Here is a 19,454-nt window from a genome sequence, read left to right on the forward strand (position 1 = left end):
AATGATGTGGAAAATTACGATATTTATAAGGATATAGCAGAAAGAACAGAAGGCGATATATACATAGGCGTCGTAGGTCCTGTTCGTACTGGGAAATCAACATTTATAAAGAGATTTATGGATATATTGGTATTGCCGAATATCGACAATTTAAACCTTAAAGAGAGAGTCCAGGATGAGTTGCCTCAAAGCGCAGCAGGTAAAACAATAATGACTACGGAGCCTAAATTTGTACCGGAGAAAGCGGTAGAAATTTCACTAAACGAAAACACCAGCTTCAGTGTAAGATTAGTGGATTGCGTAGGATACATGGTTAAAGGTGCAATGGGATATTTAGAAGGCGATAAACCGAGAATGGTTACTACTCCATGGTATGACTATGAAATTCCATTTGAAGAAGCTGCTGAAATAGGAACTAAAAAAGTAATAAATGACCATTCAACAATTGGATTGGTCGTGACGACAGATGGCAGCATTACAGAGATACCAAGAGATAATTATGTAGAATCAGAGGAAAGAGTTGTAAAAGAGTTAAAAGAAATACATAAACCATTTATAATATTACTGAATTCCACACATCCAGATGACGCCGACACAGTTAAATTAGCAAAAGAAATGGAAATGAAGTACGACGTGCCAGTGGTTGTAGTAAATGTTCTTAAGATGAGTATGGCTGATATTAAAAATATACTTGAAAAAGTGCTTTATGAATTTCCAATTACAGAGCTTAATATTGATCTGCCAAGATGGGTGGATGTACTTGAAAATGAGCACTGGCTAAAACAAAGCATAATGAGTACAGTTAAACAAAGTATAGATGAGTTATTTAGATTGAGGGATATAAAAAAGACAGTTGATGCCATAAAGTCCAATGAACACATGGCTGATGTAGTGATTAAAAAGATAGATCCAGGTGAAGGCATTGCGGACATAGAAGCAAAGACAAAGGAAGGCCTTTTCTTTAAAATATTAAGTGATGAATGCGGTCTTGAAATACGCGGTGACAGAGATCTTATGAAAATGATGAAAGAGTTATCATACGCAAAGGCTGAGTACGATAAATTAAAGGATGCCATTGAAGATGCTAAGAAAAAAGGCGTAGGTGTTGTTCCTGCCAGCATAGATAACATGGAATTTGAAAAGCCAGAGATAGTAAGACAGGGTGGCAGCTTCGCTGTAAGGCTTAAAGCATCTGCACCTTCCCTTCACATATTCAGAACGGATGTTACAACTGAAGTATCGCCAATCGTCGGCACAGAAAAGCAAAGTGAAGATTTCGTTAAATACATTACAGAACAGTTTGAAAATGATCCGGATAAAATCTGGGAATCAAATATATTCGGGAAATCTCTAAGCGATCTTGTAAAAGAAGGGATGCAAAACAAGCTTGGCAAGATTCCAGACAATGTAAGCATGAGGCTAAGGGATACGCTTGAGCGAATTGTCAATGATGGAGGTGGCGGCATAATCTGCATCATATTGTGATACTTGATTTTTTAAACATTACGTTTTATAATACTATTGTAAGATGTCTGGGTGTGGCGCAGTTGGTAGCGCGCCAGAATGGGGTTCTGGAGGTCGCTGGTTCAAATCCAGTCACTCAGACCATTACTTACAGTCATGCGGGTTTTAAGAGTTATCCACAGGACAAAAAATAAAATGGTCAATATAAAATACAAAAACATATTTGAAATTACTTAACCACTCGACTAAAGGAGTGGTTATTTTGTTGCTTAATATGGAATTTGTTTTTATATCTTAGATTTTTCAACAGTCCTTATTCTGTTCATGGCACTGGGGTGCGTATAAGAAAACCACTCGATGAATTTTGGAGGTTCTACATCGGATAAGCTTTTTTCTGCTAAATCTACCTGCAACTTGATCACTGCATTTTTATCATGAAGGTATTGGACGGAAAGCAAATCAGCTTGTCTTTCCATTTGCCTTGATACAAAATTTTGAATTGGATTTGTATCAAAATTGACAAGCAACATAAAAAGATAAAACACTGAGATTATATAGGGACTATATCTGAGGCTTTGCGCTTTGATGATACTCGTTTTTAAAAGAATATTGAATATAAAGAATATTATAAAGATCCCAAATGAACCAATTATTATGCTCTTTAAAACGTGATTTTCTTTCCAATGGGCGGCTTCGTGGGCAATTACAGCTTTTATTTCGTTCTGCGGATATTTTTTTAGCAGCGTATCGTAAAGGACTATTTTACTTGTGCTGCCAAAACCATAGAAATATGCATTTGCAAGTGTCGTTCGCCTGCTGGCATCCATTTCTTCGACTCTGTCAATTTTTATTCCTGCGTTTTTTGATATGTCATTTACCATGCTAAGGATAGTTGGATCTGTAATAGGTGTAAATTTATTGAACATAGGTGCTATAAAAGACGGCCAAATAAAATTTTGCAAAAATAACATAGCAGTAAGAAATATGGATGCATATACCCACCAAGTTTTTTGAAATTTATTTATAGCAAAGAATAGCAAAACTATTCCTACGCTGGATAGAACAATATCTATTAGCGAGTTTTTAATGTAATCTAACCACCATGATTGAATTGTTTGCACGGAGAATCCCCATTTTACTTGTAGTCTGTATGAATAGAAACTAAATGGCAGTGATAACAACTTTAAAATTATCCACAATAATAGAAAAAAGATGAATACACTTAGATAATAATGCTTTCCACTAATTCTTTCACATATTTTTGATAATTTAATTGAGAGTCCGCCAAAAACAAACCAAAGCAAAAAAATCAATTGAACTAAAAAAGAAGAAATATACAATAATCTATTTTCTTTGTGGTATGGGATAGATTTTTCTACTGTATAGTGTGAAAAAAATTTATATACGTCTTGAGATACGATATTAGGTGTAAGTGTGTAATATATGTACAAAGATGAAAATAACAATGCGACAAACGTCAGCAAAAACCATATTTTATTAAACTTTACGTACAATCTAATCACCTCTTTCTACAGATTATTACCATGAATATATTATATTATATGCAAAGATGGATTTAAAATTATTTTACTTTATTTTGGCATGTATGTGCTATAATTAAGATAGATTTATCATTGGAAGGTGCAATAATGAAGACATTATTGGTGGCATTAAACGCTAAATACTATCATACAAATTTAGCCATAAGAAATATTAAGCTGTATTGCAATTCTATGGACATCCAGCTTTTAGAAATGACCATAAATGATGATTTGGATTTAATTTTATATAATATCCTAAATAAAAGGCCTGATGTCATTGGATTCTCGTGCTATATATGGAATATAGATAAAGTGCTGAAGCTTTGTGAATACATAAAAAAGGTCAATAAAGATATTTTAATAGTTCTTGGAGGACCTGAAGTATCTTTTGATTTAGATGATTTATTGAAAATTGGTGTTGCAGATTTTATTGTGTTAGGCGAAGGGGAAGCAACTTTCAAGAATCTTCTACAAAAAATCCATAATGGCGAAAATGTGTATGACTTAAATGGCATAAGTTATATGAAGGATGGAAAAGTAATATCAAGAGAAAATACTGATTATGTTTGCTTGGATGATATTCCATTTCCTTATGATGGGGAGGATATTTCCAATAAGCTTGTGTATTATGAGACATCCAGAGGGTGTCCTTTTAGATGTTCTTATTGCTTATCATCTCTTGATAATAAGTTGAGATATGCCAGCATTGAAAAAGTCAGAGATGATTTAGAGAAGCTGACAAACATGGGCGCAAAAATTGTAAAGCTTATTGACAGATCTTTTGACAGCAATATAAAAAGAGCGGTAGAAATATTAGACATAATAAGAGGTTTGAGGAGCGACACAGTATTTCATTGTGAAGTTAATCCTGAATTAGTCAATGAAGTATTTATAAATAGCTTAAAAGGCATAGAAGACAGAATTCAATTTGAAGTAGGCATACAGACGACTAACAAGGAAACTTTAAAGAACGTGTCGAGAAATCCAGACGTTAGTGGTGCATTAAATGGCATAAAACTTATCATCAATGCAGGTGTAAAGGTGCATGTAGATCTAATCGCTGGATTGCCTGGCGATGACTTTGATTCGATTGTAAAATCTTTTAACGACGTATATAAGTTAAATCCTGATGAAATTCAGTTGGGCTTTTTAAAGCTTCTAAAAGGGACCAGAATTAGAAAAAACAAAGATATCTATGGCATCAAATATAAAAGTGATCCACCGTATGAAGTTCTGATGACCAATACAATATCTTACATGGAGCTGTATGAGCTTAAAAATATCGCTTTCTTATTAGATAAGTATTACAATTCTGGGAAATTTAAAATGTCATTAAGATTTTTGCTTGATTTTTTTAAAGATCCATTTGAATTGTACAGCCGTTTGAATTGTTTTTGGGAAGAAAACGGATTTTATGGGAAAAAGCATTCTTTAAATGATTTATTTGATATTATTTATAGATTTGCCCTTTCGGGAGGTGTAGATACTGATTATTTTAAAGATTATTTAAGGTTTGACTATTTGTACTCTACTAACAATAAGGCATATCCTGATTGCCTTAAAGAGGATAAAAAAGTACCAGATGAAGTAAAATCATTGTTGCGGAATGATGAATGGTTAAAGCGCAATCTACCGGCAGCAATTGGTATGTCTAACTCTGAAAAAAATAAGAATCTCTCTATAGGCTTTTTTAAGCATGATGTTTTAAATATAGAAGGAGGAAATGTGTACATAACCTTCCTTCACTGTGATGATAAAACATATTATGCAAAAATAAATGTTTAAGGTGGGGTAGTATTTCAAAGACGCTTGTCATAGCACACCGCGGTGATTCTAAAAATGCTCCGGAAAATACGCTGTCATCATTTAAGAGAGCCGTTGATGTAGGCTCAGACGGAATAGAATTGGATGTACAGCTTAGCAAAGACGGATATCTTGTGGTAATACACGATGAGCGAGTAGATAGGACGACTGACGGAATAGGATATGTTAAAGACTATACATTGAAAGAGCTTAAAAGACTAAGCGCGGGAATAAAATTTGGCAGAGGTTATATGAATGAGAAGATACCTACTTTAACAGAGGTTTTTGAGCTACTGGAAAATAAGAGTATATTGGTAAACATAGAGATAAAAAGTGGCTTGATATCATATCCAGGGATAGAAGAGAAACTGGTTAACTGTATATTTGAATATAATTTTGAGGATTTGGTTTTAATATCATCATTTAATCATTATAGCTTAAAGACAGTGAAGGATATTGAACCAAGGCTTAACATTGGACTTTTGTATGAATGTGGACTTGTTGAACCGTGGCATATTGCAAATAGGATGCACGCATATTCGCTTCATCCATTTTATGTAAATATAATACCTGAGGTTGTGAAAGGGTGCAAATCGAATAATGTCCAATTGTTTCCGTGGACGATTGATGATGAAGAACTTATGAAAAACATGATACGATTGGGTGTTGATGGAATAATCACTAATGATCCGTCAAAACTGATTGATTTAGAGAAAAAACTACATTAGTTTTACAGGAGGACATGGTATGAAATCAAACAAGTGGATGAAAGATATGACATTAAAAGAAAAGATAGAGTACATTTGGGATTATTATAAGATACACATAATAGTGGGGATTATCGTTGTAGCTATAGTTGCATCATTTGTCAATTCAATTTTGACAAATAAAAATTACGTTTTTGACTTCTCAATGATAGGAACATCGATAAATTTTGATAAGGAGATGAATTTCCAGAATACCATAACAAAAGAACTTTTAGGAACTGATAAAGGGAAAAATCAAGCATTAGTTGAATTTTACATGTTGACAAAAGGCAGTGACGGAAAATTTCAGCTTGATCCCACATCTGTACAAAAACTTATGGTTAAGATCTCTGCTGAAGAAGTGGATGTTATAGCGCTTGACAAGGATAATTTTTATGCATTAGGAAATCAAGGAGCGTTTTTAAATCTTGACACTGTAAAAAATCTTGATTTAAGTGGATTGGACACAGAGAAACTTCCTGCTTCAAAAGATGTCAAAGCTGGCACATATGGCATTTATCTCGACAAAGATAATAAATATTTAGATGGGATTGGATATGATTATCATGACAAGATAATTGCTGTGCTATCTAATTCTAAAAACAAAGACTTGTCAGTAAAATTCCTTAATTGGCTTCTTGATATAAAGTAGTTTTTCATGTATACTATGAATGTATTTTCAAAACTTGCTTATTGTGAATATTGACGAGGTGATAGTGTGAAAGAAAAAATAAAGCTTCTTAAAGGTGATATAACAGAGCAAGAGGTTGATGCAATTGTAAATGCTGCCAATTCTGGCCTTTTAGGTGGTGGCGGTGTAGATGGTGCTATACATAGAGCTGGCGGGAAAGTCATAGATGAAGAATGTAGAGAAATAAGAGATAGAGAAGGTGGTTGTCCAACCGGAAAAGCTGTAATAACACACGGAGGTAATCTAAAAGCAAGCTACGTTATACACGCAGTTGGGCCAATTTGGAAAGATGGGGATAATGACGAAGACAACTTATTAGCCAGCGCATACATAGAGAGTTTGAAAATAGCTGATAAATACAATTTAAAGACAATTGCCTTTCCGTCTATAAGCACAGGCGCTTATGGATTTCCTGTTGAAAGGGCTGCAAAAATTGCTTTAAGGGCAGTATCTGATTATCTTGACAAAAGTCAAATCAAAGAAGTGAGATTTGTCCTTTATAGTGATAATGATTATGATGTATATTCAAAGGCTTATGATGAATTATAAATTAAAAGCAGACCAGATATTGGCCTGCTAAAAAATTCTTATTTTACTATGTTTGTCAACACAAGTCCTATCATGATTATTCCTACTATCAATCTGTAGTAAGCGAAAGGTCTTAATGGATGACTTTTAAGGTATGACAGAAATTTGTCGACAACTATCAAGGCAACGATAAATGACATTATAAAACCTACTGCTAAAGCTTCCCACTCTATAGATGTCATTGTGGCTATTCCTTTATGAAGTGATACGACTGTAGCACCAAACATTGTCGGTATAGCCAGGAAAAATGAAAACTCTGCAGCGGCCTTTACTGATAGTCCTGCCATCATTCCACCCATAATCGTCGATGCCGATCTTGACATGCCGGGGAATAGGGACATACATTGTGCAACTCCAATCCAAAACGACTTTTTGGGAGTTACTTTATCCATGTCATCGATTTTATAGTTGGAAAATGCGTTTTCTACAATAAGCATCATTATTGCACCTATCACAAGTGCTATTGATACTGTAAAAGGTGAGAATAAATGTTTATCGATAAAATCATTTAGCAGAAGTCCTAAAATTGCTGATGGAATGAAAGCGATGACGATCTTAAGCCATAATCTGAATCCCCATTTATTAGGTGCTAAATTTTTAAGAGAATTCCATATTTTTTCTCTGTAATAATATACGATGGCAAGTATAGCACCTAGTTGTATGACCACTTCAAACATTGTGGCATAGGCACCTTTAAAGTTTAATAAATCACCAACGATGATCAGATGGCCTGTTGAAGATACAGGCAGAAATTCAGTCAAGCCTTCTACGATACCAAGTATAAATGCTTTGATTAAAAGAATCATAAGATACCGACTCCTTACTATTTATTTGTTAAACACTATTTAATTTTATATTAACTTTAAGTTTAATTCAACATGTCTTTATGTGTTCTAATCTATTTTTAATATGATATAATAGGTGTATAATTGTGTTGTGAGGTGGTTTTGTGCTTTTGCCAGGCTTTTTTTCGTTTGCAATAGGAATCATAATACTTGCGTTTGTCGTTTGGCTTTTTGGAAAGTCTATAAAAATACTTTTTAAATTTGTCATAAATTCTATAATTGGCTATATTTTTCTTTTGATTTTTAATTTTTTTGGCTCGATTTTTGGCTTAACATTGCATTTAAACATAGTAAATGCCTTTGTTGCAGGTGTTTTTGGTATACCAGGAATAGTTGTATTGTTGATTTTAAAGTATCTATTTAAAATTTCTTTTTAACCCTATTGGGGTTATTTTTTTATGACTAATATTGTTGATTTGATTTGGAATAATAAGTACGAAGGAGGTATTGAAATGGATATAAGAAAGATTATCCTTGATAATTTAAAAAGTCGTTCAAGGGACGATATTAAAGGATTTATACAAGAAGCTGTTGATGCAAAGGAGGAGAATGCCATACCTGGTCTTGGCATAATTTTTGAAGCAGCATGGGAGAAAATGAATGATAATGAGAAAAACAACGTGATGGATTACATAATGAGAGGAATATCATAAAGGGTATCTTGATTGATACCCTTTATGATTATAGTAGCAATACTGTCGCTATGTAGCCGCAAGTCAAACCTATGATTACTGGAAGCAGATTTCTTTTGACTATTGCATCAGGATCCACCTTAATGACTGCAGTTACAGGTACTACGCTCCAAGGTATTATGGTGCCACCACCAACCCATATACAGGTTATTTCACCTAATGAAGCTAATATTGATGAATTTATATTAAGTGTATGGGCAAAAGTTTTAGAAAGTGCACCTACCAAAGGTAGTCCAGAAAATCCTGAGCCTGATAGCCCTGTCAGTATTCCTATCAAAAGCTGCATTAATGCTACAGTGTATTTATTTAAAGGAATGTGCTTTGAAAGGTATATGCCGAGATCCATGAGATATCCTTTCGCATCTGGACCTATGACCTCTTTTGCAGTTGTCAACTCTCCTAAAAAGAAAAAAGCACTTATCAATATTATTGGAGCAAATGTTTTGATTCCAGACAAGAAACCATTTTTCAAGTAGTCTCTTGTCTTATTTAAGAAATCTTTTTGTATGATTGTTGATGCTATAAGCACGATTATTGCAGTGCCGCCGATCAATGCCGTCGCTGCATTTCCTTTGATTTTTAAAATGTACATTAAAAAAGTATCGATGGCAAAAAAGAGTACAGCGACAAATGAAATAATGTAACTTTCTTTATATATTTTCTTTTCACTTGAATTGCTTCCGTAAATTTTTTTATTACCTCTATTATTTTTTAACTTTTTCATCGTAACAAAATAAAAGAAAATTATTGTTGCAAGAGATGTTACACCCCATACTGGTATGCTACTTAAAATTAATTTTGATGTAGGTATTCCTAATGTTTTAGCTGTTACAGATGGGACACCTTGTATAAAAAAATCTCCTGACAAAGCAGCTCCAAAGCCGAATATGGTTACTAAAGATGCAAAACTCAATTCATCAAAGCCTGATTTCAAAACAGGCCCGATTAAGACAGCACCTATTAAACCAACAGCAGGTGATGGCCACAAGAAAAAAGATAAAACCATCATCACTATGCCGACGATCCAAAATGTTTTACTCGGAGAGCTTAGAAATCTCAATAATGGCTTTGTTATGACAACATCTGCTCCTATATCATCAAGTGCGTGTGACATGGCAATAATCAGAGATATGATAAGTATTACCTGCCAAAGCTCTTTTCCGGATACAAATACAGAAGAATACAAAATTTCAATAGATTTCAATACGTTTTTAGTCTGTGACATTGCTACGGCAAATATGCTTGCAATGCAAGGCAAAATTATGTCTTTTCGGAAGACCATGAATAAAAATATTACAAATATTGAAATTAAATAGACAATATGTGTTGTTGTTATATTTACCATTGTAACACCTCATTTTTTGCGTTTTTATTTACTCGTTTCAATTACATATTTTGTGTTGAGTTTGGCAAAATTATTAAAAATATGATAAAATATTCGGTAAGGAGGTAGTTAAAATGAAACCAATGAAGCTTAAAGATGGTGTAACAAAAATTGGTGCAGTACATTTTGAAAGAAGATTGTTTGACTCTCTTATTCCACTTCCTGACGGGACAAGCTATAACGCTTATCTAATAGAAGGCAGTGAAAAGATAGCTTTGATAGACACAGTTGATCCTATGAAAATAGAAGTGCTTATGGATCAATTGAAAGATGTACAAAAGATAGACTATATTGTATCAAATCATTCTGAACAGGACCATTCTGGTGGAATTCCTTTTGTTTTAGAAAAGTATCCTGATGCAAAAGTCATATGCACTCCGAAAGCAAAGGCCTTTTTAATGGATCTTTTACATATTTCTGAAGACAAGATAATAACTGTAGAAGACAATGAAACTGTATCTCTTGGAGGAAAGACTCTTAGGTTTATTCATGCCCCGTGGGTACATTGGCCTGAGACCATGTTTACATATCTTGAAGAAGACAATATCCTCTTTACATGTGATTTTTTAGGTTCACATTTAGCTACATCGAAGCTTTTTGCAGAAGATGAATGCCATGTTTATAATTCTGCAAAGCGATACTATGCAGAAATAATGATGCCTTTTAGAAGCTTTATAGCAAAGAATCTTGAAAAGATAAAAGATTTAAAAATAGATTACATAGCACCTTCTCACGGCCCGGTTTACAATAAACCACAATTTATTTTTGATGCGTACAATAGCTGGGTATACGACGAACCGAAGAATATAGTTGTTATACCTTATGTTACAATGCATGGCTCTGTTAAAGCAATGGTGGATTATTTGACTGCTGTGCTTTCGCAAAAAGGTGTCATCGTAAAACCGTTTGATTTGACAGTTACGGATTTAGGTGAACTTGCTATGTCATTAGTTGACGCTGCCACAATAGTCGTAGGTACCCCGACGGTTTTGGCTGGGGCACATCCACAGGTGATTTATGCTACATATCTCGCAAATGCCTTAAAGCCAAAAACTAAATTTTTATCAATTGTTGGATCATACAGTTGGGGCGGAAAAACTATTGACCAATTGTCCAGCATGATCACGAATTTAAAAGTTGAAGTGATACCGCCAGTATTTATAAAAGGTCTACCGAAAGAAGAAGATTATAAGCTTTTAGATAAATTGGCAGAAACTATAGTTGAAAAACATAAAGAAGCAAACATCAAATAATTAATGTATCATAGAAGAATATAATAGCAAATTTGTGTATAGAATATCCTGTGAGGTGATTTCATGATTAATTTAAACGGACAAAATACCATAGCTCCTGGCATTATTAGTGCTATGACAACTTATGAAGAAGATTCACTTTTAAAGAAATCACAGGATGCATTAAATGTGTACGTCAATGGTGACTTCGTGGGTAAAAAAGTGCTTGTTGCAAACGGCGATGGTGGTATTAATGCAGTAAAGGAGTATTTACTAAACAAAGGATATTCTGGCTTTGAATATAAGATAGACGGCAACAACATAATGATACAGATTGACAAAGGTGTGTGTGATGAAATAAAAAGATTGTTGAATGTGTATTTAACTATACGGTAAGGAGCTTTAATGCTCCTATTTTTTCATTTTAAGATGATTATTGACGTTTCTTTATTTCAATAATTATAAAAAAGTAGTATAATATCTATTAAGAAAAATATATTAATAAATAATAATTATTAATAGCTGAAATTTTTATGAAAGTTATTTTAAAAAATTCTGTTTCTGAGTTATTATAATGTATAGAAATGGTTAAAATTTAAGACATTAAATGAAAGAAGGTGATATTATGGGAACAGATAATATATCCAGTGTTATGGTTATTTTTGGTGGCACAGGAGACTTAACTCATAGAAAGTTGATGCCCGCTGTTTACAATTTGCTTTATGACAAAAGCCTTCCAGAAAATTTTTGCGTCGTTTCAGTTGGAAGGCGTGATAAGACGGATGAAATTTATCGCAATGAAGTCTATGAATCTATTAAGAAATTTTCAAGAATTAAAATAGATGATGAGCTTTGGAAAAATTTAAGAGATAGAATATACTATCAAAAGTTTGAGTTTAATGATGACTATGGATACTCAAAACTTAAAGATTTTTTGAGAATGCTTGATGATAAATATCAAACAAATGGAAATAGAATTTATTACTTGGCAGTAGCTCCTGAGTATTTTGAACTAATTGTTGAAAAGTTGCATCAACATGGAATGGCGGAGAATGAAAAGTCGTGGCAAAGAGTCATGATAGAAAAACCATTTGGCAAGGATCTGAATTCTGCAGTTTATTTAAATAAAAAGATAACTGATGTTTTTACTGAGAAAAATACGTATCGCATAGACCATTATTTAGGCAAAGAAATGTTGCAAAACATAATGGTAATCAGGTTTGCCAATGTGTTTTTTGAGCCAGTTTGGAACAACAAATATATAGACAATGTTCAGATATCCTCCAGCGAGATGGTTGGTGTAGAAAATAGAGGTGGATATTATGAAAAAGCTGGTGCGCTAAGAGACATGATTCAAAATCATATGTTGCAGCTTTTGACGCTGACTGCCATGGAGCCGCCTATTGATCTTACTACTGATTCTATCCATGATGAAAAAGTGAAGGTGTTAAAATCTCTTAAGGAGTTGACGCCGGATCTTGTATTGAAAAATGCAGTTAGAGGTCAATATGAAGGCTATAGGAACGAGGATAGAGTATCGCCTGATTCCGATACAGAGACATTTGCTGCACTTAAAGTCTTTGTGGACAATTTTAGATGGGCCGGTGTACCTTTCTACATAAGAACAGGTAAAAAATTGCCAGTAAAATCCACTGAAATAGTAATACAGTTTAAACCTCTCCCAGGCGTTTTGTACTTTAAAGAGTACGGTGGACTTATGCCAGACTTGTTAGTCATTAAGATACAACCTGAAGAAGGCGTCTTTTTGCAGTTTAATGCAAAAAGACCTGGTACTTTAAATAAGGTGATACCGGTGCGAATGGATTTTTGCCAAAATTGTCAAGTTGGTATGAATTCCCCAGAAGCTTATGAAAGATTGATTTACGACGCGCTGCGAGGTGATTCTACTCTTTTTACAAGATGGGATGAAGTTGAGTATTCATGGAGATATGTAGACAAAATAGCTGAGGTCTGGAAGAACAATAAACCAGAGTTTCCCAACTACAAACCAGGAACATGGGGACCTTATGATGCTGATGAATTGCTTCTTAGAGATAATTTTAAGTGGTGGAATATAGGAGGTTTTTACGATGAAAATGTATGATGTTTCGATGAATATCAATAAGAATATGCAGGTTTACAAGAACAAACCAGAGAAAAAACCTGAATTGATTGTCACCAGCGATTTTCCCAATGACAGCGTGCATGAATCCAGGATATGTATGGATATGCACACAGGTACTCATTTTGATGCACCTCTTCACATGATAGAAGGCGGAGATACCATTGAAAACTTTGATATTTCTAAGTCCGTCGTTAAGTGTAAAGTGCTTGATTTTACAAATGTTGAGGACAGAATTACTGCAGAAGATTTGAAAGAGAAAGAAATAGAAAGTGGAGAATTTGTACTTTTAAAGACTAAAAATTCTTATGAAGATAGTTTCAACTTTAATTTCGTTTTCTTAGATGCAAGCGGAGCTGAGTATTTGAAGGGAAAAAAAGTAATAGGAGTTGGAACAGATGGACTTGGAATAGAAAGAGCACAGCCAAACCACGAAACCCATAAAACTTTACTTGGAAACGGAATAACTATACTTGAGGGATTAAGATTAAAAGACGTAAGTGAAGGAAAATATACATTGATTGCTGCTCCTTTAAAAGTAGATGGTGCAGAAGCTGCTCCTACTAGAGCGCTTTTGATAGAGGACGATAAAAAATGAAAGTCAACATGTACAATATAGGAAATTGTATTGTTGGCAATTCTGAGGTTGATTTAGACAGTATCCATGAAATATCGTCTATGCTTATAGACAAATACGGTGAAAGTACAATGTTGGAATTTGTTGAAAACTATAAAATGGGGCAAAATTATTCAGATGCTTTTAAAAATGCTTTAAATAAAAAACACATGATTAAAAAATTAAAATTTAAAGAAAGTATCTAATTTGGAGGTTAATATGGATAAGAAGTTGAAAGATCGAAAGGACATTGACGACAAGTACAAGTGGAAACTGGAAGACATATATGAAAGCGATAAAGAGTGGAATGACGATTTTGACAAAGCCAAGAAAATCATAAGGCAGTTGTCTGACTTTAAAGGTAAGATTAAAGATTCAGAATCCCTTTTAAATGTTCTTAAGCTAAATGATGCTTTGCAGATGATCATAGAGAAGCTTTTTGTGTATGCCAGGATGAAGAGAGATGAAGACAATAGCAATGGAAAATATCAAGCATTGACAGATAAAGCTATGAGAATTAATATTGAAGCATCCAGTGCAACTTCTTTTATTGCTCCAGAGATTTTATCGATGGATGAAAAAATCTTAAAAAGTTGTATTGAAGAAAATGCTGATTTCATAGATTACAGGCATTTTTTAGAAGATTTACTAAGGTATAAGCCCCATACCCTTTCAGACAAAGAAGAGATGATATTGGCAGAAAGTGAAGTCATGGCACACTCTCCTGAGAATATATTCAAAATGCTGGATAATGCTGACATTAGATTTCCTTCTATTGAAGATGAAGACGGGGATTTAGTGGAGCTGACGCATGGGAATTATATTAGGTTCATAAGCAGTAAAGACAGGAATGTTAGAAAGAAGTCTTTTGAATCACTTTACAGTGTATATAAAAATTTTGCTAATACGTATGCAGCTATGACAGATTCCAATGTTAAGAAAGATGTATTTTATTCTAAGATAAGAAATTATAGTACATCTTTGGAAGCTTCGCTTTTTGATGACAATGTCCCTGTATCTGTTTACGACAATTTGATAGAGGCTATACATGAAAAGATTAATTTATTACACAGATATGTTTCTCTTAGGAAAAGAATGTTGAACCTTGATGAGCTGCATATGTACGATCTTTATGTGCCATTAGTTGCTGACTTTGACAAAGAATATGAATACGAAGAAGCCAAAGACATAGTGCTAAAAGCTTTAGAGCCGTTGGGAAATGAGTACGTAAGCATCTTAAGGGAAGGCTTTGATAGCCGTTGGATAGATGTCTATGAGAATAGAGGCAAGACATCTGGAGCGTATTCATGGGGAACTTATGGCGTGCATCCATTTGTGCTTCTGAATTTTCAAGGTAAATTGGATGATGTTTTCACCATAGCTCATGAGATGGGGCATTCGCTTCATACGTATTATTCTGACAAAGCTCAGAAATACATCAATTCTCACTATAAGATATTTGTTGCAGAAGTCGCATCTACTTGCAATGAATCTATTTTAATAGACTACCTTTTAAAAAATGCAAGAGACAAAAGCGAGAAGTTGTATTTATTAAACCATTATCTTGAACAGTTTAAAGGAACAATATTTAGACAGGTTATGTTTGCTGAATTTGAAAAGTATACTCATGAAGAAGCTGAGAAAGGCGAGGCGCTGACTGCAGAAAAATTGTGTAAAAAGTATCATGAACTTAATCAATTTTATTACGGAAATGATATAATAGTAGACGATGAGATTGATTATGAATGGGAAAGGATACCGCATTTTTATTCAAGCTTTTATGTCTACAAATATGCTACAGGATTTTCCGCTGCTGTTGCGTTGTCGCAGATGATTTTAAATGAGGGGGATGCTGCGGTAAAAAGATATATAGAATTTTTAAAAAGCGGTGGTTCAGATTATCCACTTAATATCTTAAAAAAAGCTGGTGTAGATCTTACAACAAAGAAGCCGGTTTTAGATGCTTTAACTGTATTTGAGAATGTGTTAGATGAAATGGAAAGACTTTTGGACAGGTGATGAATTTGAGAGAGTACAGTGTTTTTGATATAATGGGACCTGTCATGATTGGTCCCAGCAGTTCACATACAGCAGGAGCTGCACGGTTGGCAAAGATAGCCAGACAAATAGCAGGTGATGATGTAAAAGAAGTGCAGTTTATACTGTACGATTCTTTTGCAAACACATACAAAGGTCACGGCACTGACAAAGCGCTTGTCGCAGGAATTATAGGACTTGATCCAGATGATGAAAGGCTGCCTAATTCTTTTGAATTGGCAAAAGAGCAAAACATATCATTTTCGTTTGTAAAAAGCGATAAGGATGCGTCGCATCCTAATACAGTTAGAATGGTCATAAAAAACAAATCAGGTGATGTTATTGAAGTATTGGGTTCGTCAATAGGCGGAGGTAATGTTGTGCTTAAAGAAATTAACGGCATGAATGTGGAGTTTACAGGAGAGTACGAGACGCTTATTACAAAGCATATTGACAAACCTGGTATCATAGCAATGGTGACAAAGGTCTTATCTGAGCATATGATAAATATAGCTTTTATGAGGGTGTACAGGCAGTTAAAGGGCGATATGGCTATTATGGTGATTGAATCAGACCAAACCATACCAGAAGATGTGCGAATAAGAATAGAGCATATTGATGGAATAGAGAAAGCTATAGTTGTAGACAGTGTGATAAAGCATAAATAAAATGTACTGAGGTGAAGAAGTTGTATCAGTTTAGTAGTGGATTTGAATTACTGGAGCTTACAAAAAAATATAGCATTCCTATATCGGAAGTTGTGATAAATTATGAGCATGAGATGACTGGCGATGATAGAGATGTAATAATAGAAAAGATGTCATCGAATCTTGACGTGATGAGAAAATCTATCGAAAGAGGCTTAAAAGAAGATGTAAAATCTGTAGGTGGTTTTATCGGTGGAGATGCAAAAAGATTGTACGATAAAATAATTAATAATTTTACAATAAGCGGTGAAACAGTTTCAAAGGCTGTTGCATCGGCTATTGCAGTATCAGAAGTGAATGCAGCGATGGGCAAAATTGTTGCAGCACCTACTGCTGGTTCCAGTGGCGTCATTCCGGGAGCGCTGATAACTATTGCAAGAAAATTTGGCAAAAATGATGATGAATTGATAAAATCTTTGTTTACATCATCTGGAATTGGAATAATAATTGCGAAAAATGCTACGCTTTCAGGTGCAGAAGGAGGATGTCAGGCTGAAGTGGGATCAGCGTCGGCTATGGCTGCCGCTGCTTTAGTTGAATTGATGGGTGGATCTCCTGACGAGGCCTTAAATGCAGCGTCTTTTGCCATTATGAATCTTTTGGGACTTGTATGTGATCCTGTAGCAGGGTTAGTGGAGGTTCCATGTGTCACGCGAAATGCAATTGGTGCTGCAAATGCTTTGATTTGCGCTGATTTGGCTTTATCTGGCATGAAAAGCATCATTCCTTTTGATGAAGTTGTAAGTGCAATGGACAGTGTAGGAAAAGCTATGCCTTGTGCACTTAGAGAGACGGCTGAAGGTGGGCTTGCCAAGACTGCAACCGGCATTAAGTTGAAAATGAATATGAGAGAATAGAAAAAGGCTTTACGAGTTATTCGTAAAGCCTTTTTAAAAACCGATTTTTAATCGGTAATTACCTCTATAAGAGGCAGAACTGTTTAAATTTATTTAATTTTCTATTATAATATATGCATATATATTGCTTTTAATACAAAGTTAAAGGGGATTGATTCAATGGAAATCGTCAACGTAAATTTAAAAAATTATTCATATCCTATTTACATCTCAAATGGAATTTTAAGTGATATTGGGCTGTATTTGAGAAACCACTTGAGAAGTGGAAGGGCAATCATAATAACTGATTCAAATGTGTCAAATATATATCTTCAAAACGCTGAAGACGCTTTATCAAAAGATGGATTTGTCGTAAGTCACTTAGTTATAAAAGCTGGTGAAGAAAGTAAAAACTTATATACAGTAAAGCGTTTGTTGGAAGAGTGTTTCGACTTTGGATTATTGAGGGATAGTGCTGTGATAGCATTAGGCGGAGGAGTTGTAGGCGATATAGCTGGTCTTGTAGCTGCATTGTACATGAGGGGTATAGACTTCATACAGATTCCGACCACTCTATTAGCGCAAGTTGACAGCAGTGTGGGAGGCAAGGTTGGAGTAAATTTAGATGAGGGGAAAAACATTGTTGGCTCATTTTATCAGCCAAAGGCTGTTTTCATTGATACAAGCGTATTGAAAACCCTTAACAAAAGGGAGGTGTTGGGAGGAATTTCGGAGATAATAAAGTACGGCATAATTAAAGATGAATCACTGCTTAATTTCTTTGAAACCAATTTGGAGAAAATATTAAATTTAGATGATGATATGATGAGATATTTGATTAAAAGATCATGTGAGATAAAAAGTGACGTTGTATCAAAAGATGAAAAAGAAAATAATATAAGAGCCATTTTAAACTATGGGCATACTATAGGACATGCTTTAGAATCAATTACGCGGTACAAAAAGTACATTCATGGTGAAGCTGTTGCCATTGGAATGTATTATGCTGGTAAAATCGCCTTAAACAGAAAGTATATCGACGAAAGTTATCTTTTGCGCATCAAAAATTTGCTGATTTCATGTGGTCTTCCTGTTGATTACGGCAATATAGACAAGTATGAAATAGTTAAGTGCATAAAGCATGATAAGAAAAACAGAGAGGGCAAAATGAAGTTTGTCCTGCCAATAGGATATGGCAACGCTGAAGTCTTCGATGTTTTAGAAGATGAAATATTGAATGTATTGAAGTAATAAAAGAAATTTTCTTGACTTTAGCAGAATAGAGTATTAAAATATCAAGAAAATAGTTAAAGGGGGTGTGGCATGAACATATACTACCTTGGACCGAAAGGGACATTTTCTGAACAAGCTCTTATATTTTATATTAGTCAAAAACGAGGATACTGCATTAAGGAATTAAAGACAATTCCAGACATCATTACAATGTTGTGTATTAATAAAGATGATGAGGGATTAGTTCCGATAGAAAACTCTATAGAAGGCACTGTAAATGTCACATTGGATATGCTTATAAATGATGCTGATGGGCTTAAAATAAAAAGAGAGATAGTCATTCCTATATCTCATTGTCTTATCGCTGACAAAAATCTGGAGTTTGATGAAATAAAGCTTGTAATCTCTCATCCACAGGCACTTGCTCAGTGTAGAAACTATATCAGGAGAAACTTGCCAAATGCTGAAATTGTAACTGCAGATAGTACGGCAAAAGCTGTTTCGGAAATAAAGAATAAGGCGTATGCTGCAGCAATAGGAAATGCCAGGGCCGCAGAAATTTATGGAGCGCAAATAATCGATAAAGACATACAAGATGTGAAAAATAATTTTACGAGGTTTATCGTTCTTGCCTCAAGTGATTGCGAATACACAGGAAACGACAAGACATCTCTAATATTTTCTGTTCCAAATGAGCCGGGAAGTCTTTATAAGATATTAGAGGTGTTTGCCAGAGAAAACGTGAATATGACCAAGATTGAATCAAGGCCTTCCAGAAAGAATATGGGCGAATACGTGTTTTGGGTTGACATTGAAGGTCATAGATGCGATAATCGCATTAATAAAATATTAGGTGTGTTGATGGGTAAAACGGAGTTTTTAAAGGTGTTAGGTTCATATCCTAAATACTTGTAAAA

At 34.4% G+C, this 19,454-nt stretch carries 20 protein-coding genes and 1 tRNA gene; 18 read left to right on the top strand and 3 right to left on the bottom strand.

Translation table 11 applies throughout. The features are described from left to right. The first annotated feature begins 6 nt into the window (after window positions 1–6). Window positions 7–1,485: a stage IV sporulation protein A gene (spoIVA, locus tag THEXY_RS05625; protein ID WP_013787866.1), complete on the top strand. Its 1,479-nt coding sequence runs from the start codon at window positions 7–9 to the stop codon at window positions 1,483–1,485. Window positions 1,486–1,532: 47 nt separating this feature from the next. Beyond that, window positions 1,533–1,608: transfer RNA gene (locus THEXY_RS05630), tRNA-Pro, on the top strand. A 143-nt stretch (window positions 1,609–1,751) separates the two neighbouring features. Here THEXY_RS05630 and THEXY_RS05635 read toward each other — a convergent pair. Further along, window positions 1,752–2,978 carry a M48 family metallopeptidase gene (locus THEXY_RS05635; protein ID WP_013787867.1) on the bottom strand — a complete coding sequence of 409 codons (1,227 nt, stop codon included), beginning with the start codon at window positions 2,976–2,978 and terminating at the stop codon, window positions 1,752–1,754. 135 nt (window positions 2,979–3,113) lie between these two features. Here THEXY_RS05635 and THEXY_RS05640 point away from each other — a divergent pair, with 135 nt between their 5' ends. The 4 genes from THEXY_RS05640 to THEXY_RS05655 all read left to right on the top strand — a co-directional run bounded on the left by THEXY_RS05640 (window position 3,114) and on the right by THEXY_RS05655 (window position 6,794). After that, window positions 3,114–4,790: a B12-binding domain-containing radical SAM protein gene (locus tag THEXY_RS05640; RefSeq protein ID WP_013787868.1), complete on the top strand. Its 1,677-nt coding sequence runs from the start codon at window positions 3,114–3,116 to the stop codon at window positions 4,788–4,790. Between the two features lie 11 nt (window positions 4,791–4,801). Then, window positions 4,802–5,536, top strand: a complete 735-nt coding sequence (locus THEXY_RS05645) for a glycerophosphodiester phosphodiesterase (RefSeq protein WP_013787869.1) — start codon at window positions 4,802–4,804, stop codon at window positions 5,534–5,536. 19 nt (window positions 5,537–5,555) lie between these two features. Next, the gene (locus THEXY_RS05650; protein ID WP_013787870.1) at window positions 5,556–6,206 is read left to right on the top strand and encodes a hypothetical protein; all 651 of its coding nucleotides are present in this window, start codon (window positions 5,556–5,558) and stop codon (window positions 6,204–6,206) included. Window positions 6,207–6,272: 66 nt separating this feature from the next. After that, the gene (locus tag THEXY_RS05655; RefSeq protein WP_013787871.1) at window positions 6,273–6,794 is read left to right on the top strand and encodes an O-acetyl-ADP-ribose deacetylase; all 522 of its coding nucleotides are present in this window, start codon (window positions 6,273–6,275) and stop codon (window positions 6,792–6,794) included. Between the two features lie 38 nt (window positions 6,795–6,832). Here the strand turns inward: THEXY_RS05655 and THEXY_RS05660 are convergent, their stop codons facing one another. After that, entirely contained in the window at window positions 6,833–7,639 is an 807-nt protein-coding gene (locus THEXY_RS05660) for an undecaprenyl-diphosphate phosphatase (protein ID WP_013787872.1), read from the bottom strand. Window positions 7,640–7,782: 143 nt separating this feature from the next. Between THEXY_RS05660 and THEXY_RS05665 the strand changes: the two genes are divergently transcribed. After that, window positions 7,783–8,055, top strand: a complete 273-nt coding sequence (locus THEXY_RS05665; RefSeq protein WP_013787873.1) for a pro-sigmaK processing inhibitor BofA family protein — start codon at window positions 7,783–7,785, stop codon at window positions 8,053–8,055. 21 nt (window positions 8,056–8,076) lie between these two features. Next, window positions 8,077–8,331: a small acid-soluble spore protein SspI gene (sspI, locus tag THEXY_RS05670; protein ID WP_230197650.1), complete on the top strand. Its 255-nt coding sequence runs from the start codon at window positions 8,077–8,079 to the stop codon at window positions 8,329–8,331. Between the two features lie 28 nt (window positions 8,332–8,359). On the opposite strand, the gene THEXY_RS05675 is transcribed toward sspI, so the two are convergent. After that, window positions 8,360–9,715: a hypothetical protein gene (locus THEXY_RS05675; protein WP_013787875.1), complete on the bottom strand. Its 1,356-nt coding sequence runs from the start codon at window positions 9,713–9,715 to the stop codon at window positions 8,360–8,362. Between the two features lie 113 nt (window positions 9,716–9,828). On the opposite strand from THEXY_RS05675, the gene THEXY_RS05680 reads away from it, so the two are divergent. The 10 genes from THEXY_RS05680 to pheA all read left to right on the top strand — a co-directional run bounded on the left by THEXY_RS05680 (window position 9,829) and on the right by pheA (window position 19,452). Then, entirely contained in the window at window positions 9,829–11,007 is a 1,179-nt protein-coding gene (locus THEXY_RS05680; protein WP_013787876.1) for an FprA family A-type flavoprotein, read from the top strand. A gap of 63 nt (window positions 11,008–11,070) precedes the next feature. Beyond that, window positions 11,071–11,382 carry a hypothetical protein gene (locus tag THEXY_RS05685; RefSeq protein WP_013787877.1) on the top strand — a complete coding sequence of 104 codons (312 nt, stop codon included), beginning with the start codon at window positions 11,071–11,073 and terminating at the stop codon, window positions 11,380–11,382. Window positions 11,383–11,611: 229 nt separating this feature from the next. Continuing rightward, window positions 11,612–13,090: a glucose-6-phosphate dehydrogenase gene (gene zwf / locus THEXY_RS05690; protein WP_013787878.1), complete on the top strand. Its 1,479-nt coding sequence runs from the start codon at window positions 11,612–11,614 to the stop codon at window positions 13,088–13,090. Continuing rightward, on the top strand, window positions 13,077–13,706 hold the full coding sequence (locus THEXY_RS05695; RefSeq protein WP_013787879.1) for a cyclase family protein: 630 nt from the start codon (window positions 13,077–13,079) through the stop codon (window positions 13,704–13,706). The genes zwf and THEXY_RS05695 overlap by 14 nt, the downstream gene beginning before the upstream one ends. After that, the gene (locus tag THEXY_RS05700; protein WP_013787880.1) at window positions 13,703–13,930 is read left to right on the top strand and encodes a hypothetical protein; all 228 of its coding nucleotides are present in this window, start codon (window positions 13,703–13,705) and stop codon (window positions 13,928–13,930) included. The genes THEXY_RS05695 and THEXY_RS05700 overlap by 4 nt, the downstream gene beginning before the upstream one ends. A 13-nt stretch (window positions 13,931–13,943) precedes the next feature. Next, complete coding sequence (gene pepF, locus THEXY_RS05705; RefSeq protein ID WP_013787881.1) at window positions 13,944–15,743, top strand: oligoendopeptidase F; 1,800 nt, start codon at window positions 13,944–13,946, stop codon at window positions 15,741–15,743. Continuing rightward, window positions 15,743–16,429, top strand: coding sequence for an L-serine ammonia-lyase, iron-sulfur-dependent subunit beta (gene sdaAB / locus THEXY_RS05710; RefSeq protein ID WP_013787882.1), 687 nt, complete (start codon window positions 15,743–15,745; stop codon window positions 16,427–16,429). The genes pepF and sdaAB overlap by 1 nt, the downstream gene beginning before the upstream one ends. Window positions 16,430–16,449: 20 nt before the next feature. After that, complete coding sequence (sdaAA, locus tag THEXY_RS05715; protein WP_013787883.1) at window positions 16,450–17,325, top strand: L-serine ammonia-lyase, iron-sulfur-dependent, subunit alpha; 876 nt, start codon at window positions 16,450–16,452, stop codon at window positions 17,323–17,325. 159 nt (window positions 17,326–17,484) lie between these two features. Then, entirely contained in the window at window positions 17,485–18,555 is a 1,071-nt protein-coding gene (gene aroB / locus THEXY_RS05720) for a 3-dehydroquinate synthase (RefSeq protein WP_013787884.1), read from the top strand. Between the two features lie 72 nt (window positions 18,556–18,627). Next, on the top strand, window positions 18,628–19,452 hold the full coding sequence (gene pheA / locus THEXY_RS05725; protein ID WP_013787885.1) for a prephenate dehydratase: 825 nt from the start codon (window positions 18,628–18,630) through the stop codon (window positions 19,450–19,452). Window positions 19,453–19,454: the final 2 nt, after the last annotated feature.

Source organism: Thermoanaerobacterium xylanolyticum LX-11 (assembly GCF_000189775.2).
Lineage (GTDB): Bacteria > Bacillota > Thermoanaerobacteria > Thermoanaerobacterales > Thermoanaerobacteraceae > Thermoanaerobacterium > Thermoanaerobacterium thermosulfurigenes.

Coding starts and splice junctions, on each gene's coding strand:
- pheA (WP_013787885.1), top strand. CDS start 18,628: ATGAACATATACTACCTTGGACCGAAAGGGACATTTTCTGAACAAGCT.
- THEXY_RS05675 (WP_013787875.1), bottom strand. CDS start 9,715: ATGGTAAATATAACAACAACACATATTGTCTATTTAATTTCAATATTT.
- THEXY_RS05640 (WP_013787868.1), top strand. CDS start 3,114: ATGAAGACATTATTGGTGGCATTAAACGCTAAATACTATCATACAAAT.
- sdaAB (WP_013787882.1), top strand. CDS start 15,743: ATGAATTTGAGAGAGTACAGTGTTTTTGATATAATGGGACCTGTCATG.
- aroB (WP_013787884.1), top strand. CDS start 17,485: ATGGAAATCGTCAACGTAAATTTAAAAAATTATTCATATCCTATTTAC.
- THEXY_RS05660 (WP_013787872.1), bottom strand. CDS start 7,639: ATGATTCTTTTAATCAAAGCATTTATACTTGGTATCGTAGAAGGCTTG.
- zwf (WP_013787878.1), top strand. CDS start 11,612: ATGGGAACAGATAATATATCCAGTGTTATGGTTATTTTTGGTGGCACA.
- THEXY_RS05700 (WP_013787880.1), top strand. CDS start 13,703: ATGAAAGTCAACATGTACAATATAGGAAATTGTATTGTTGGCAATTCT.
- THEXY_RS05650 (WP_013787870.1), top strand. CDS start 5,556: ATGAAATCAAACAAGTGGATGAAAGATATGACATTAAAAGAAAAGATA.
- pepF (WP_013787881.1), top strand. CDS start 13,944: ATGGATAAGAAGTTGAAAGATCGAAAGGACATTGACGACAAGTACAAG.
- THEXY_RS05695 (WP_013787879.1), top strand. CDS start 13,077: ATGAAAATGTATGATGTTTCGATGAATATCAATAAGAATATGCAGGTT.
- THEXY_RS05680 (WP_013787876.1), top strand. CDS start 9,829: ATGAAACCAATGAAGCTTAAAGATGGTGTAACAAAAATTGGTGCAGTA.
- THEXY_RS05685 (WP_013787877.1), top strand. CDS start 11,071: ATGATTAATTTAAACGGACAAAATACCATAGCTCCTGGCATTATTAGT.
- sspI (WP_230197650.1), top strand. CDS start 8,077: ATGACTAATATTGTTGATTTGATTTGGAATAATAAGTACGAAGGAGGT.